At 64.4% G+C, this 15,499-nt stretch carries 15 protein-coding genes and 1 tRNA gene; 11 read left to right on the top strand and 5 right to left on the bottom strand.

The annotated features are described in order from the left end of the window. The first annotated feature begins 13 nt into the window (after window positions 1-13). From trpB to AC3A43_RS04600, 5 genes are read left to right on the top strand one after another with little or no spacing between them, the layout of a single operon-like run. Window positions 14-1,234 carry a tryptophan synthase subunit beta gene (gene trpB, locus AC3A43_RS04620; protein WP_487791354.1) on the top strand — a complete coding sequence of 407 codons (1,221 nt, stop codon included), beginning with the start codon at window positions 14-16 and terminating at the stop codon, window positions 1,232-1,234. After that, the gene (locus tag AC3A43_RS04615) at window positions 1,231-1,425 is read left to right on the top strand and encodes a hypothetical protein (RefSeq protein ID WP_487791353.1); all 195 of its coding nucleotides are present in this window, start codon (window positions 1,231-1,233) and stop codon (window positions 1,423-1,425) included. The genes trpB and AC3A43_RS04615 overlap by 4 nt, the downstream gene beginning before the upstream one ends. Next, window positions 1,422-2,213: a tryptophan synthase subunit alpha gene (gene trpA, locus AC3A43_RS04610; RefSeq protein WP_487791352.1), complete on the top strand. Its 792-nt coding sequence runs from the start codon at window positions 1,422-1,424 to the stop codon at window positions 2,211-2,213. Before AC3A43_RS04615 ends, trpA begins: the two co-directional genes overlap by 4 nt. Further along, window positions 2,210-3,061: an acetyl-CoA carboxylase, carboxyltransferase subunit beta gene (gene accD / locus AC3A43_RS04605; RefSeq protein ID WP_487791351.1), complete on the top strand. Its 852-nt coding sequence runs from the start codon at window positions 2,210-2,212 to the stop codon at window positions 3,059-3,061. Before trpA ends, accD begins: the two co-directional genes overlap by 4 nt. Before the next feature lie 17 nt (window positions 3,062-3,078). After that, window positions 3,079-4,395 (top strand): bifunctional folylpolyglutamate synthase/dihydrofolate synthase, encoded by a 1,317-nt coding sequence (locus tag AC3A43_RS04600; protein WP_487791350.1) that lies wholly within the window; start codon window positions 3,079-3,081, stop codon window positions 4,393-4,395. Here AC3A43_RS04600 and AC3A43_RS04595 read toward each other — a convergent pair. Beyond that, complete coding sequence (locus AC3A43_RS04595) at window positions 4,392-5,948, bottom strand: AmpG family muropeptide MFS transporter (protein ID WP_487791349.1); 1,557 nt, start codon at window positions 5,946-5,948, stop codon at window positions 4,392-4,394. The two genes, AC3A43_RS04600 and AC3A43_RS04595, sit on opposite strands and share 4 nt — an antisense overlap. A gap of 101 nt (window positions 5,949-6,049) precedes the next feature. Next, on the bottom strand, window positions 6,050-6,487 hold the full coding sequence (locus tag AC3A43_RS04590; RefSeq protein WP_487791348.1) for a response regulator: 438 nt from the start codon (window positions 6,485-6,487) through the stop codon (window positions 6,050-6,052). Window positions 6,488-6,642: 155 nt separating this feature from the next. On the opposite strand from AC3A43_RS04590, the gene AC3A43_RS04585 reads away from it, so the two are divergent. Both AC3A43_RS04585 and rsmD read left to right on the top strand, forming a co-directional pair. Continuing rightward, complete coding sequence (locus tag AC3A43_RS04585) at window positions 6,643-7,503, top strand: pseudouridine synthase (RefSeq protein WP_487791347.1); 861 nt, start codon at window positions 6,643-6,645, stop codon at window positions 7,501-7,503. Continuing rightward, complete coding sequence (gene rsmD, locus AC3A43_RS04580; protein ID WP_487791346.1) at window positions 7,503-8,045, top strand: 16S rRNA (guanine(966)-N(2))-methyltransferase RsmD; 543 nt, start codon at window positions 7,503-7,505, stop codon at window positions 8,043-8,045. Before AC3A43_RS04585 ends, rsmD begins: the two co-directional genes overlap by 1 nt. Here rsmD and AC3A43_RS04575 read toward each other — a convergent pair. After that, on the bottom strand, window positions 8,032-9,300 hold the full coding sequence (locus tag AC3A43_RS04575) for an MFS transporter (RefSeq protein WP_487792021.1): 1,269 nt from the start codon (window positions 9,298-9,300) through the stop codon (window positions 8,032-8,034). The two genes, rsmD and AC3A43_RS04575, sit on opposite strands and share 14 nt — an antisense overlap. 83 nt (window positions 9,301-9,383) lie before the next feature. Continuing rightward, on the bottom strand, window positions 9,384-9,938 hold the full coding sequence (locus tag AC3A43_RS04570; protein ID WP_487791345.1) for a septal ring lytic transglycosylase RlpA family protein: 555 nt from the start codon (window positions 9,936-9,938) through the stop codon (window positions 9,384-9,386). 119 nt (window positions 9,939-10,057) lie between these two features. Between AC3A43_RS04570 and AC3A43_RS04565 the strand changes: the two genes are divergently transcribed. From AC3A43_RS04565 to AC3A43_RS04550, 4 genes are all read left to right on the top strand, one after another. Continuing rightward, a complete protein-coding gene (locus tag AC3A43_RS04565) occupies window positions 10,058-10,939 on the top strand; it encodes a Rossmann-like and DUF2520 domain-containing protein (RefSeq protein ID WP_487791344.1) in 882 nt (293 codons plus the stop codon). Window positions 10,940-10,949: 10 nt separating this feature from the next. Then, complete coding sequence (locus AC3A43_RS04560; protein ID WP_487791343.1) at window positions 10,950-13,262, top strand: ATP-dependent helicase; 2,313 nt, start codon at window positions 10,950-10,952, stop codon at window positions 13,260-13,262. A gap of 74 nt (window positions 13,263-13,336) precedes the next feature. Next, window positions 13,337-14,245 (top strand): DUF4349 domain-containing protein, encoded by a 909-nt coding sequence (locus AC3A43_RS04555; RefSeq protein ID WP_487791342.1) that lies wholly within the window; start codon window positions 13,337-13,339, stop codon window positions 14,243-14,245. 52 nt (window positions 14,246-14,297) lie between these two features. Next, window positions 14,298-15,347: an aspartyl/asparaginyl beta-hydroxylase domain-containing protein gene (locus AC3A43_RS04550; protein ID WP_487791341.1), complete on the top strand. Its 1,050-nt coding sequence runs from the start codon at window positions 14,298-14,300 to the stop codon at window positions 15,345-15,347. Window positions 15,348-15,408: 61 nt separating this feature from the next. Here the strand turns inward: AC3A43_RS04550 and AC3A43_RS04545 are convergent. After that, window positions 15,409-15,484, bottom strand: a tRNA-Ala gene (locus AC3A43_RS04545). Between the last annotated feature and the right edge of the window lie 15 nt (window positions 15,485-15,499).

Raw genomic sequence — 15,499 nt, 5'->3', positions numbered from 1 at the left:
GATGGAAATGATTATGACGGACACACCGACCCTGCCCAACAGCCTTCGCACCGGCCCCGACGCCCGCGGCCATTTCGGACAGTTCGGCGGCCGCTATGTCGCCGAAACGCTGATGCCGCTGATCCTCGACCTTGAGCGCCATTATCGCGCGGCGCAGGTCGACCCGGCGTTCAAGGCCGAGTTCGACTATCTGCTCAAACATTATGTGGGCCGCCCCAGCCCGCTGTGGCTGGCGCAGCGTCTCACCGATCATCTCGGCGGCGCAAAAATCTACCTCAAGCGCGAGGACCTAAACCACACTGGCGCGCACAAGATCAACAATTGCATCGGCCAGATCTTGCTCGCCAAGCGGATGGGAAAGACCAAGATCATCGCCGAGACGGGCGCGGGCCAGCACGGCGTCGCGACCGCGACCGTCGCCGCGCTCTTCGGCCTGCCCTGCACCATCTTCATGGGCGCGGTCGACGTCGCCCGGCAACAGCCTAACGTGTTCCGCATGAAACTGCTCGGCGCCGAAGTCGTCGCAGTCGAATCGGGTGCCAAGACGCTCAAGGACGCAATGAACGAGGCGTTGCGCCACTGGGTCGCGAACGTTCACGACACTTTCTACATCATCGGCACCGTCGCTGGCCCGCACCCCTATCCCGAACTCGTCCGAGATTTCCAGTCGGTGATCGGCGACGAAGCGCGCGAACAGATATTGGAGGCCGAAGGCCGCCTCCCCGACATGCTGATCGCGCCCGTCGGCGGCGGATCGAACGCCATCGGCCTGTTTCATCCCTTCCTCGACGATGCCGAGATCGAGATCGTCGGCGTCGAAGCCGCAGGCGAAGGGCTCGACGGCAAGCACGCCGCCAGCCTCGCGGGCGGCCGTCCCGGCATCCTCCACGGCAACAAGACCTATCTGCTCCAGGACGACGACGGCCAGATCACCGAGGCGCACAGCATTTCGGCGGGGCTCGACTATCCTGGCATCGGCCCCGAACATAGCTGGCTGCACGAAATCGGACGCGTCCGCTACGAACCCGTCACCGACGCCGAAGCCCTCGCCAGCTTCCAGAAGCTCACCAAGCTCGAAGGCATCATCCCCGCGCTGGAGTCCGCCCACGCGATCGCCGCGGCGGAAAAGATCGCGCCGACGCTGGGCAAAGACAAGATCATCATCGTCAACTGCTCGGGCCGAGGGGACAAGGATATCTTCACCGTGGCCGATGCGCTGGGAGTTTCATTGTGAAGCTCAATCATCGTCGCGCGATCATTGTATTTCTGGTCGCTGCTGCCGTTCAGGCGCTCGGTTTCCCGCTGATCAGCAAGATCTTTGGTCTGGGTGACGGCTTTCAATCACCGTCTTGGGTGGTCGTTGTGCTGGTTTCTCTGCTGTTCGTATTCATCGATCAAGCAGCATTCCGGAAAAAATCGCTTTGACCCGCTTCACCACCGCCTTTGCCAAACCCCATAGCGCGCTCGTCGCCTTCATCACCGCGGGCGATGGCAACACCGCCGCGAACCTCGACGCGCTTGTTGCGGGGGGGGCCGATGTGATCGAACTCGGCATGCCCTTCACCGACCCGATGGCCGACGGCCCGGCGATCCAGCAAGCAAATCTGCGCAGCCTCGCCAAGGGCACGACCACCGCAGACATCTTCGCGATCGCCGCCGCGTTTCGCCAGCGCCATCCCGAGACCCCGCTCGTCCTGATGGGCTATGCCAATCCGATGACGATCCGCGGCGGAGACTGGTTCGCTGCCGAATGCGCCAAAGCGGGCGTCGATGGCATAATCTGCGTCGACATTCCGGCGGAAGAAGACCCCGAACTCGGTCCCGCGCTCCGCAGCGCCGGCGTCGACCTGATCCGCCTCGCTACCCCGACCACCGACACCGCGCGCCTGCCCGCCGTCCTCAGCGGCGCTGGCGGCTTCCTCTATTATGTATCGGTCGCCGGGGTCACCGGCCAGCAACAGGCCGCGCAAGCGAGCATCGACGAAGCCGTCGCACGCCTGAAGGCCGCGACCGACCTGCCCGTCGCGGTCGGCTTCGGCGTCCGCACTCCTGCACAGGCGGCCGAGATCGCCAAGGTTGCCGACGGCGTCGTCGTCGGATCGGCCTTTATCGACATCATCGCCGAGCATGGCGACGCCGCCGCGCCGCATGTCGAGGCCTTCACCCGTTCGCTCGCCGATGCTATTCACGGCGCAAAGGAGATCGCCGCATGAGCTGGCTCGACCGCGTTCGCAACGCCCTGCCCTTCACCGCCAAGCGCGATACCGCCGACAATCTCTGGCACAAATGCCGCCAGTGTCAGCAAATGGTGTTCGTCAAGGAGTGGGAAGATAATCTCAACGTCTGCCCGCGCTGCGATCATCATGACCGCATCGGCGCGACCGAGCGCTTTGCCCAGCTGTTCGACGGCGGCCTGCATGAATTGATCAGTGCGCCCGCAGCTCCCGAAGATCCGTTGAAATTCCGCGACACCAAGAAATATGTCGACCGCATCAAGGCGGCGCGTGCACAGACCGGCGACCGCGATGCCTATCAGAATGCGGCGGGCAAGATCGACGGCAAGCCGGTGGTGATCGGCGTCCAGGATTTCGCCTTCATGGGCGGATCGATGGGCGTCGCCGTCGGCGAGGCCTTTGTCGCCGGGGTCGAGGAAGCGATCAAGCGCGGCTCGCCCTATATCGCCATCACCGCCGCGGGCGGCGCGCGCATGCAGGAAGGCACGCTGTCGCTTATGCAGATGCCGCGCGCCACGGTGGCGCTCGCGCGCCTCCGCCGTGCGGGCCTGCCCTATATCGTGCTGCTCACCGATCCGACCACCGGCGGCGTCACCGCCAGCTATGCGATGCTTGGCGATATCCAGATCAGCGAGCCCAAGGCGCTGATCGGCTTTGCGGGGCAGCGCGTGATCGAAAATACGATCCGTGAAAAATTGCCCGAAGGCTTCCAGCGCGCTGAATATCTGCTCGATCACGGAATGATCGACATGGTCGTGCACCGCAAGGAATTGCCCGAGACGCTGGGTCGGTTGATCGGATATCTGGCGCCCGAAAAGGCGGCCTGAAACCAAATCGCGCCATCATGGCTGACCACGCCAGCTCTCAAAACCCAGCGGTGCAGGCGCAGCTCGATCGTCTCGCTGCGCTATCGCCGGGCCGCGACATCCTCGGGCTCGAGCGCATCGCCGAACTGTGCGCGCGCCTCGGCAATCCGCAGAACCAGCTCCCGCGCACTTTCCATGTCGCGGGCACCAACGGCAAAGGGTCGACCTGCGCCTATCTTCGCGCGATCCTCGAAGCGAGTGGGCGCTGTGTTCATAGCTACACCAGCCCACATCTCGTCCGCTTCAACGAACGCATCCGCCTCGCGGGCCAGCTGATCGACGACACGCTGCTCGCGGCATTGCTCGAAGAGGTGCTCGACGAAGCCGATGGTATGCAAGCGAGCTTTTTCGAAGTCACCACCGCCGCCGCCTTCCTCGCCTTCGCACGCATCCCAGCCGACGACTGCATCATCGAGGTCGGACTCGGCGGGCGGCTCGACGCGACAAACATCATCCCGCCCCCGGCGGTCTGCGGCATCGCCTCGCTGGGTATCGATCACGAGGCATTCCTGCTCGAACCCGAGGCTGGGACACCCGGCGATCCCGCCGCGCGCATTGCGTGGGAAAAAGCAGGGATCATCAAGCCCGATACCCCGGTGGCGACCCTTGCCTATCCGCGGCATGTACAGGGCGTCATCACCGCCAAGGTTGCATCGGTCGGTGCCACGCTCTTTCCCGAAGGGGACGGCTGGACGGTGGAGGCCGATGGCAGCAGCTTTCAATGGACGTCAAAACTGGGTTCGATCGACGGGCCGCTACGCCCGCGCATGGCCGGCGCGCACCAGATGCACAATGCGGGCCTTGCCATCGCCATGCTCCGTCTTGCGCCCGAGCCGCAGCCGAGCGACGTCGATGTCGCGCGCGGGGTCGCCGCGGCTTTTTGGCCGGGCCGTATGCAGCGCCTCGGCGCAGGCCCGCTCACCGGACTATTCCCTAAAGGCACCGAAATCTGGCTCGACGGCGCGCACAATGTCGACGCGGGTCTCACGCTCGCGCGGCAGTTCGAAGGCGAGCGGCGGCGCATCCATCTCGTCACCGGCATGCTCGCGAACAAGGATCCCGCCGCGATCGTCGCACCGCTGGCGCCGCGCCTTGCCAGCCTGACCGTCGTCCCCGTTCCGGGACACGAGCATCATGGCGCCGAGGCGTTCGGCCCGGAGGCGAAAGCCGCGGTGACGATCGAGGAAGCGCTACGCAGTCTCGATATCGACCCCGAACAGGATATCGTCCTGATTGCCGGTTCGCTCTATCTGGCGGGCGCGGTGCTCAGCGCCAACCGGGAACTGCCGGCCTAAGCAGGTTTCGGCGTCCCGCCTTTCCACGCCAGCAAAGCGCCGACAAGGAACGCAACGATCGCCGCGGTCATGATCGACGATCCGAGTTCGAGTTGCTGCGTCAGCAAGATGCCGACCAGCCCCGCGACGATCACCGCAAAGCCGACAATACGCCACGCACCGACCGGTTGCCGCAGCTGGCGTTCGTCGACACCTTCGGTTTGGCGGATGCCTTCACCGACATAGCCCTTGCTCCAGAGCAGCCAGAGCAGCAGCATCCCGGGAACCGCCGCGACGACGGTAAAACCCCAAAAGCCGACCCAGCCGAGTTTCTCGGCAACGATCCCAGCGGGTCCGGCCATGAATGTGCGCCCGACGCCTGCGAAGGATGACAGCAACGCAAACTGCGTCGCTGTATAGGCGATGCTCGACAGGCCCGAGAGATAAGTGGCGAACACGGTCAGCCCGATCCCGCTCGTCATATTCTCGGTCACGATCGCGGCCACCAGCATCCAGTAATTGTTGCCGGTGGCAGCGAGAATCATGAACATGACGTTCGAAAACATCATCATCAGTCCCGAAACCAGCAGCGCGCGTCCCATGCCGAGCCAGAGCAGGAAGGGCGCGCCGAGCGCCGATCCGACGATCAGGGCGCCAAAGCCCCACAGTTTGTTCGCCGAAATATAATCGAGGTCGGGAAAGCCGAGGTCGACGATCATCGGCCCGAGCATCGTCTGCCCCATCGCATCGCCGACTTTATAGACGAGCACGAAGCCGAGGATCAGGAAGGCGCCGTGCCGCGTCAGAAACTCGCGGAACGGGTTCACCACCGCCTCGGTCAACCATTGCCCGGCCCTCATCCCCGACGCATGTTCGAACCGATCGACAAATTTCCCCGGCCCCGCCCACAATGCGCCGATGATCGCGGGAACGATGCAAAAGGCGGTGAGGCCATAGGCAGTTGCCCAGCCAAGTCCGAGACCCTCGTTCGATGCGAAATAGATGGTGCCCGCGCCCGCGATCAGATTGCCCGTCCGGTATCCGAACTGGTTGGTCGCGGTGCCGTGCGCGAACTCGTCTTCTTCCAATATCTCGATACGATAGGCGTCGATGACGATATCCTGTGTCGCGGACAGGAACGCGGTGATCAAGGCCCAGACCGCGAACAGCCCGATGTCGCCGGGCTGCGGATTGCTCGCCCCCAATTGCCAGATGGCGACGAACAACAGCGCCTGGACAAAGAACAGCCAGCCGCGCCTTTGCCCGAACGTCCGGGTCAGGAACGGAAGCGGCAGCTTGTCGACGATCGGCGCCCACAAAAACTTGATCGTGTAGGGAATTCCCAGCGCGACCGCGAAACCGATCGTCGCGGTATCGATCCCGACCTTGGCCAGCCAGAATGTCATCGTCGCGATCAACAAAGTCAGCGGAAACCCGCTCGATATGCCGAGCAGGAAGGTGATCATCGGATTTTTGCGCAGATAGGGTCGGAATGCAGGGATCGACAGCGCCACGATCGCCAGCCCACCCAGAATCGCAACGAAAATAATAAACCGAATCAGATCAACCGACATGCAAACGCTCCCCGGGCATCCGCCGGGCGGACGCATTGTTGCCGCCACGGCCTATAGCCTTGGCCCCAAATTGGAAGCGGCTATTTATCCACTGGTCGCGCTCACGCCGCGGCGGGGCGCCAATAGGTTTGCAACCCGCTAACCTTGCGCGCCGGCTGGTTCTTGCACGTCATCGTCTCGACCGCGCGCAGTGCAGCGACGAGCGCCGAAGCGCTGTGCGGCTTGCCGAGGCATGCGACCGCAATATCGGCGGCATCTTCGGGACATTGCCCGGTCACCAGCAGCACGGCGATGCCGCGGTCCCGCGCCAGACGCGCAACTTCGCGCCCGGTCATATGTCCGGCAAGGCCAAGGTCGAGGACCAGCGCGTCGATCTGTTCGGCGGCGATGATCGGTACCGCGGCCTCGCCCGAATCGACCGTCGCAACGATCTCGTACCCGCTGTGCTTCAGCGTCCGCTCATTGTCGAACGCGACCAGCGGATCATCCTCGATGATCAGCAGCCGCTTGATGCAGGACGGGCGATGGACGAAGAGCATGAAGACTCCCTTTAACGTCGCCATGACCCGCTCTGCGCCTTCCTGCAAGATTGCTTCTGCTTGCCATCGACGAAGCGATCCATTTCCGGCTATGAGCGTGATCACAACGCAACACTATTTTCCCGAATAACGACAAGAAAGCCGCATCTGTTCCCATGAACACACGCCGCCCACCCCGCGCCGAGCCCCGCTCGACGCCCAAAGCCCCCGGCGATCGTGACGCCCCGAAGGGTCGCCGCGCCGCCCGCGGCGCCGCATCGGCGCTGAAAGCCAAACCCGCCGAAGAAGAACGCGAGGACGGACCGCAGCGTATCGCAAAGCTGCTCGCCCGCGCCGGCGTCGGATCGCGACGCGACGTCGAGCGGATGGTGGAGGAAGGACGGATTGCGCTGAACGGCCAGGTCGTCGTTCATCCCGCGCCGCTGCTTACCTCGCTCGAAGGGCTGACGGTCGACGGCAATCCCGTCGCCAAGCCCGTGTCGACGCGCCTTTATCGTTTCAACAAACCCGCCGGCTGCATCACCGCGGCGCGCGACCCCAAGGGGCGCAAGACGATCTACGACCTGCTGCCAAAGGATTTGCCGCGCCTGATGCCCGTCGGCCGCCTCGACTATAATACCGAAGGGCTGCTGCTTCTTACCAACGACGGCGAGTTCAAGCGCCAGCTCGAATTGCCCGCCAGCGGGGTCGAGCGCACCTATCGCGCGCGCGCCTTTGGCGACATCAGCCAGACTCAGCTCGAAGAGCTCGCGCTGGGGATCGAGATCGAGGGTGTCCGTTACGGCAAGATCGATGCCAATCTTGAACGCCGCACCGGCCGCAACCAGTGGGTCGAAATGACGCTGACCGAGGGCAAGAACCGCGAAGTCCGCAAGGTGCTCGAGCATTTCGGACTGCAGGTCAGCCGCCTGATCCGCACCCGCTACGGCGCGTTCGAACTCGGCGGCATGCCGCTTGGCGCGGTCGATGTCGTGCCCCGCGACGAACTGTTCAAATTCCGCCGGCATCTCGGCTGATGCGCGTCATTGCCGGCGAATGGCGCGGCCGCAAGCTGCTCGCGCCCAAGAATGATGCGACACGCCCGACCGCGGACCGGACGCGCGAGACACTCTTCTCGATGTTGACGAGCCGTGTCGGCAGCTTCGAAGGACTGGTCGTCGCCGACCTGTTTGCAGGATCGGGCGCCCTCGGCATCGAGGCGCTGTCGCGCGGCGCCGAGCAATGCCTGTTCGCTGAACAGGATCGCGACGCGCTCGACGTGTTGCGCAAGAACCTAGGCGCTTTGGACGCCATCCGGCGCGCCGATATCCGGGCGGGCTCGGTGATGAGCCTCGGCCCCGCAAAGCGCACTTACGACCTGCTGATGCTCGACGCGCCCTATGATACCGGCGCCGGCAGCGTGGCGCTCGACAAGCTGAACCGTCTTGGCTGGATCGGGCCCGACAGCTGGATTTCGGTCGAAACCGCGCACAATGAAACCATTGATGTCGCGGGTTTCGAGGTCGAATCCGATCGCAAGGTGGGCAAGGCGCGGCTGACGCTGCTCAGGCTTGGGTAGCGGCGTGCCTTCGCACCATCATCAAACCTGACCAGCTCACCACCCCGGCCAGTGCCAGATACAGCCCGACCAATTCGGTCCCGCCCCGTTCGGCCAAAGCCTGCGCCACGATCGGCGCCATCGCGCCGCCCAATATGCCGCCAGCGTTGAACGCCACCGACGCGCCGGTATAGCGCACCCGTACCGGGAACAATCCTGTCAGCCAGCTGCCGAGCGGACCATAGACCAGCCCCATCACGAACAAAGCGGTCGCCAATCCGAGGAAGATGATCAGCCAGCTTCCCGAAGCCAGCGATGGTCCAAAGACAAACCCGACGAGCACCGTCGCCCCGCACCCCCACGTCAGCACGCGCTGCGCGCTCGACGCGTCGCTCATATATCCCGCAAAAATGATTCCGACGGCCATGAACAGGATCGCGCCGAGTTGGATCAGCAGGAACTGTTCCTTGGGATAGCCCAGTGTCGTCGTCCCGTGCGCGAGCGCAAAACTCGTCGCGAGATAGAAGATCGCGAAACAGGCGACGACCGCGAAGGTCCCCGCCAACGTTGCAACCAGATGATGCCGGAACAGTTCGCCGAGCGGCACCGCAGCCGGCGCGCCCTTTTCCTGCGCCTTGGCAAAGTCTGGCGTCTCGCCGATCTTCAACCGAACCCACAATCCCAGCCCGACGAGCACCGCCGACAGCAGGAACGGGATCCGCCAGCCCCATGCCGCGAAATCAGCGTCATCAAGCCCGAGCCCGAGCAGCAGGAACAACCCGTTCGCCGCGATAAAGCCGACAGGGGCGCCCAATTGCGGAAACATGCCGAAGCGCGATTTCCATCCCGGCGGCGCGTTTTCGACCGCGAGCAGCGCGGCCCCACCCCATTCGCCGCCAAGGCCAAAGCCCTGACCGAAGCGAAGGATGCAAAGCAGCAGCGGCGCAACCCACCCGACCATCGCATAGGTCGGCAGGAAGGCGATCAGCAGCGTCGAGGCGCCCATCAGCATCAGCGATGCGACAAGCGTCGATTTGCGCCCGATCCGGTCGCCATAATGGCCGAACACGATCGCGCCGACCGGACGCGCGAAAAAAGCGAGCCCAAAGGTCATGAAGCTGTACATGAGCTGGGCCGAGGCAGAGCTGGCGGGAAAGAAGAGCGGCCCGAACACCAGCGCCGCGGCGGTGCCATAGATATAGAAATCGTAAAATTCGACCGCGGTGCCGACAAGGCTCGCGGTCAGGATGCGCCGATGCGCGCGATAGGGTGCCAAATCCACGGCTATGCTCTCCCCTTTTGGCCTCGGGCGTCGCTGTGGACGCCTTCACCCGCCTCGCGCAAGCCGCAATGCGCCGGTTATTGCCCCTTGGCCGGAAGCCGCGCCCGAATCCGTGCCAGCTCCTGCCCCGACACGGGCTCCAGCCGCGCCGCTGCCTTACCCTCGCGGAGGCGCTTGCGATCCTTTTCCGAAGGTTCGACGCGGCGGACGCGTACCGCTGCGTGCCCCTGTGTCTTCATCCCCAGTTCTTCCGCGGCACCGCGCGACAGGTCGATTATACGGCCCAGCGCAAACGGCCCGCGATCGTTGATCCGCAATATGACGCGCCGCCCGGTATCGAGCGCCGTAACCTCGACATAGGTCGGTAGCGGCAGCGTCGTGTGTGCGGCGGTGATCCAGCCCGGGCGGAACTGCTCGCCGTTGGCGGTACGGTTCCCCGACTCGCTGCCGTACCAACTGGCATACCCCACCGCATCATAGGCAGGCGCGGCCGCGGGGACATAGGTCGCACCGCGGATCGTATAGGCCGGACCGATGCGCACCGGCGTATCGGCGACAGGACGGTAATTGCCGCCGGCGCAGGCCGAGAGTGTCAGTATGGCCAAGGCGGCGCTCGCCAATCGCAATGTCATGTGTTGGTGCATCGAGCGACCGTAGAAGCAGGGAATGCCGAGATAAAGCCTCTTGGCTGGTCGGAGGCGGACAGCAGCACAATTGCCCAAACCGCCGCATCCAAGCTACACACGCCGCAATGGCTATCCTCCCGCCCCATCAATTCGGCATCATCGGCACGGGCCGCGTCGCGAGCGCGCTTGGCTTGGGCCTTGCCGCACATTCGATTGGACCGGTGTTGCTATGGGGCCGCAATCCGGACCATGCCCATGTGGCCGCCGCTCGCATGGGCGGAAGCGTGGCCCCGAACGTCTGCGAGCTTGTCGAAAATTGCGACACCATCGGAATCGCGGTTTCGGACGACGCCCTCGCCGATATCGCCGCCGATCTGGCGGCAGCGCTGCCAGCGAACCGCGCAACATTCATTTTCCACGTCAGCGGACGCAGCGGCGCCGCCATCCTCGAACCGCTGCGCGCCACCGGCGCCCTGACGGCCGCGATCCATCCCGCGATGACCTTCACCGGCGACCCGCCAGGCGAAGTGCGGCGTATGGCCGGCGCGCGCTTCGCGATCACCGGCTCGACCGCCGGGGCTACCGAACGCGCAAGGCGCATCGTCGCCTTGCTGACCGGAATCCCGGTCGAAATCGCGGAAGATCACCGGGCGCTCTATCACGCCGCGCTCTGCCACGCCTCCAACCATCTGGTCACGCTCATCGCCGGCGCCGTGAACATGCTGCGCGACGCCGGCGTCGATGACCCCTCCGGCCTTCTTGCTCCTCTCGTTCGAGCGGCGCTTGAGAACAGCCTCGACAAAGGTTTTTCCGGGCTATCGGGCCCGTTGCTGCGCGGCGACGTACAAACGATCGGAGACCATCTCGATGCCATCAAGGATCACAGCCCGGACCTCTTGCCCGCTTATTGCGCGATGGCCCGCGCGACGGTCGACGAATTGAAACGCGGCGAAATCACGCCCTCGACCCGCCTCACCGCACTGGACAGCCTGCTCGCTGTTCCCTAATCGTTCGCGCGTGAACGATGCCCCCGCCTCCCTGCCCGACCTGCCTCCGCCCAACCCGTCGGACCCGCCCTATCTGCAAGGATTGAACGATCCGCAGCGACAGGCCGTGCTCACCACCGAAGGCCCTGTTCTGATGCTGGCGGGCGCGGGCACCGGCAAGACCGCGGCGCTCACCGCACGCCTCGCGCACATCATGGCAACGCGGCGTGCCTGGCCATCCGAAATCCTTTCGGTCACCTTCACCAACAAGGCGGCGCGCGAAATGCGCGAGCGCATCGGACGGATGGTCGGCGACGTGGTCGAAGGGATGCCCTGGCTCGGCACCTTCCACAGCATCGCGGCAAAAATGCTTCGCCGCCACGCGGAACTGGTCGGCCTGCAGAGCAATTTCACCATCCTCGACACCGACGACCAGCTGCGTGTCCTGAAACAGCTGATTCAGGCCGAGGGGCTCGACGAGAAACGCTGGCCGGCGCGCCAGCTTGCGGGCCTGATCGACAAATGGAAGAACCGCGGCCTCGTACCCGGCGATCTCGACGCCGCCGACAAGGACTCCTACGCTGACGGCAAGGGGCAGCATTTCTATGCGCTCTATCAGGCGCGGCTCAAGACGCTCAACGCCTGCGATTTCGGCGACCTTCTGCTCCACATGCTGGTGATCCTGAAGACGCATCGCGACGTGCTCGAACAATATCAGGAGCGGTTCAAATATATCCTCGTCGACGAATATCAGGACACCAACGCCAGCCAATATCTGTGGCTAAGGCTACTCGCGCAAACCCGGAAAAACATCTGCTGCGTCGGCGATGACGACCAGTCGATCTACTCGTGGCGCGGCGCCGAGGTCGCGAACATCTTGCGCTTCGAAAAGGATTTCCCCGGCGCGACGGTGATCCGCCTCGAGCAAAACTATCGCTCGACGCCGCAAATTCTCGCCGCCGCTTCAGCATTGATCGCCCAGAATTCGGGCCGCCTCGGCAAGACGCTCTGGACCGATCTCGAACCCGGTGACAAACTCCGCGTCGTCGGCGTATGGGACGGGCCAGAAGAAGCGCGACGTATTGGCGAAGAGCTGGAGACGCTCCAGCGCCGCAGCGTTTCGCTCGAACGTGCCGCGATCCTTGTCCGCGCCCAGTTCCAGACGCGCGAATTCGAAGACCGCTTCATCGCGATCGGCATGCCCTATCGCATCGTCGGCGGCTTCCGTTTCTACGAACGCGCCGAAATCCGCGACGCCCTCGCCTATCTGCGCCTCGTCCAGTCGCCTGCCGACGACCTTGCGTTCGAGCGTATCATCAACACCCCCAAGCGCGGGCTCGGCGACAAGGCGCTCGCACGCATCCATCAGTTCGCGAGGGCCGAGCGCGCGCCGCTTCTCCATGCCGCATCGCGCATCATCGAAACAGACGAACTGACCCCGCAGGCCCGCCGCCAGCTTGCGAGCTTCATCGCCCAGATGCGCGGTTGGCAGACAAAGGCCAACGAACTCTCGCACCCCGAACTCACCCAGCTGATCCTCGACGAATCGGGCTACACCGCGATGCTCCAGGCCGACCGCAGCGTCGAAGCCGCGGGTCGGCTCGAAAACCTCTCCGAACTCGTTCGCGCGATGGAGGAATATGACTCGCTCGAGGCGTTCCTCGAACATGTTAGCCTCGTCATGGACCGCGACAGCAACGACACGACCGAAACCGTCACGATCATGACGATCCACGCCGCGAAGGGGCTAGAGTTCGATCATGTCTTCCTCGCAGGCTGGGAAGATGGCGTCTTCCCGTCGCAGCGCTCGATGGACGAAGGTGGGACGCAGAGCCTCGAGGAGGAACGGCGCCTCGCCTATGTCGCGATCACCCGCGCTCGCCAGCGCGCGAGCATATATCACGCCGCAAACCGTCGCATTTATGGCCAGTGGGTCAGCAGCATCCCCAGCCGCTTCATCGCTGAAATCCCGCCCGAACATGTCGACAGCGAGAACAGCTTCGGCGGTGGCCAAAGCCTGTGGCGCGCGAACTGGTCGGCGCAGGGCGACCCCTTTGCGCATGTCGCGGAACGCCAGCCAGCGCGCACGATGACGCGCGGACCCGCTTGGCAGCGCGCGGTCTCCGGGTCGTCGACAGTTACCCGTGCCCCGGCCCCTTCGGAACGCGGGCCAGCGGCCGCTGTCGGCGCCAAGGCACGATCCGACCTCGCCATCGGGATGCGCGTGTTTCATGAAAAGTTCGGCTATGGAGACATCGCCGACATCGACGGCAACAAGCTCGAAGTGGAATTCGAACAGGCCGGTTCCAAACGGGTATTGGACAGCTTCATCAAGCTCGCCTGATTTTTATTGTCAACCAGTTTAGTTATGATATGCCATCTCCTGCGGCCAACGAGTCGCGTTTTGGGAGAATCTGAATGAAAAATAAGCTCTTAGCGGGCGCCATGGCGCTCGCCCTGATCGGTTGCTCCGAAAAGTCGGCCGAAGATGCGAGCGTTTCAAGCCCCACGAATAACGAATCTCCGGCTGTCACCGAAGAAGCAGCCGACGCGGCGGCCGCACCCCGGATCGGAGTCGAAGCCGCCCCCGGCGTCGCCTTCGACTATGCCTATACCTTCCGCCTCGCCGACGACCGCATTTCGAAAATTCAGGAGGAACATGCCGCCGCCTGCGAAACGCTCGGCATCCAGCGCTGCCGGATCGTCGATGTTCGCTACCAGCTGACCAACGAAAAACTCGTCGAAGCGCAGACGCAATTCAAGCTCGACCCCGGTATCGCGCGCAAATTCGGTGCTCGGGCGATCGAGAGCGTCGAAAAGGCCGAGGGTGTCCTCGCCGATGCAAGTGTCGCCGGCGAAGATGTCGGCACCGAAATCCTCGCCTCGCAGCAACGCAGCGCCGGCTCCGAAGCCGAAATCGCCCGCCTCGGAGGGCGATTGAACTCGGGCGGACTCGACAAGCGCGAGCGCGCCGAACTTCTCGCACAGATCGCTCAGCTTCGCGGCCAGCTCGGCGACGAACGCCAGACCCGCCGCAGCGGCGAAGCCCGCATCGCCTGGACAAGCGTCGTCTTCAACTATGCGAGCGACGGCGGCCTCCCCGGCATCGGCCATGAGAACCCCTTTGCCAGCGCCCGCGAAACGCTGATGCGCAGCGGCAGCACCGCGCTCAGCTTCGTCCTGACGTTCGGCGGCGCCCTTTTGCCGTGGGGCATCTTGCTCGCGCTCATCGTCGCCTTCTGGCGCAGCCGCTTCATGCTCGCCGTTCGCCAGCAGATGCGCGCAAAGCCCACTGCAATCGATCCTGCCACGCCCCCTGTCGGCTGATCCTGGGCAGGGCGTCGCTTGCAAAGGTCCGATGCCACGTTATGGAAAAGCCATGACGGGGCAGACGACATGGCTGGACCAGGCACGCGACGCCCACCGCCGCGGCGATATCGCGGCGGAGACCGCGGCGCTCGATGACGCGATCCGCGCCGACCGCGGCAACATCGCGGCGCTGCTCGCGATGGCCGAACTCAAGCGCCGTCGCGACGACGACCGCGCGGCAGGCAGCTTCTACCGCCTAGCCCTGGGTACCGCAGCGCAGGCGCGCAGCGTCCCCCCTGCCCTTCATTCGGGTCTCCAGCGTGCCGAGCAATTTCTCGCTGCGACCGACCGCGCCTTCGCCGACCATTTGCTCGGCCAGCTGCAGGGCGCGGGGATCGATGCCGGCACCGCAACGCCGCGCGTCGCCGAGGCACTGCGCATGCTCGCCGGTGAACAGCCGCTCTATCTTCAGCAGCCGAGCATGTTCTATTTGCCGGGCCTCGCTCAGCGGCCCTTTTTCGATCGCGCCGACTTCGATTGGGTCGAGGGTGTCGAAGCCGCGACCGACGCGATCCGTTCGGAATTGCAGGCGTTGACCGACAACGCCTCGGGTCGCTTCGGCCCCTATGTCACCGCCAGCCCCGACCGCCCGCCGCCGAACAATCCGTTGCTCGACAAGCCCGACTGGGGCGCCGCGTGGCTTTGGAAGGACGGCGTGGTCGCCGACGGAATGGAAGCGCTCTGCCCCGCGACCCTCGCCGCGCTTGAACTCGCGCCGCAACCGGTCATCCGCAACCGCGCGCCGCTCGCCCTCTTCTCGCGCCTGGCCCCCGGAACGCATATCCAACCGCACCACGGCCTGCTCAACACACGCCTCATCTGCCACCTGCCGCTGATCGTCCCGGATGGCTGTGACCTGCGCGTCGGCGCCGAAACGCGAAGCTGGCGCGAAGGCGAACTCATGGTCTTCGACGACAGCTTCGAACATGAAGCATGGAATCGCGGAACCAGCGACCGCACGATCCTGCTCTTTGAGATATGGCGCCCCGACATCGACGCCGACGAGCGCGAGCAACTGACGCGCATTTTCTCGGCGATCGACACTTACACCGAGCAGTGAGACTGGTCCCGCCTCGCCAATTCTGTTCAAGCGTTTTATGTCGATGCTTGGAAAAGGTCGCTGGTGGAGCCGAGGGGAATCGAACCCCTGACCTCTGCAGTGCGATTGCAGCGCTCTCCCATCTGAGCTACGGCCCCGCGACGGGCAGCGTA

Source organism: Sphingopyxis sp. Soil_C_28 (assembly GCF_057657055.1).
The sequence above is the reverse complement of the archived record's forward strand: the minus strand, read 5'-3'. Positions and strand labels throughout refer to the sequence as shown.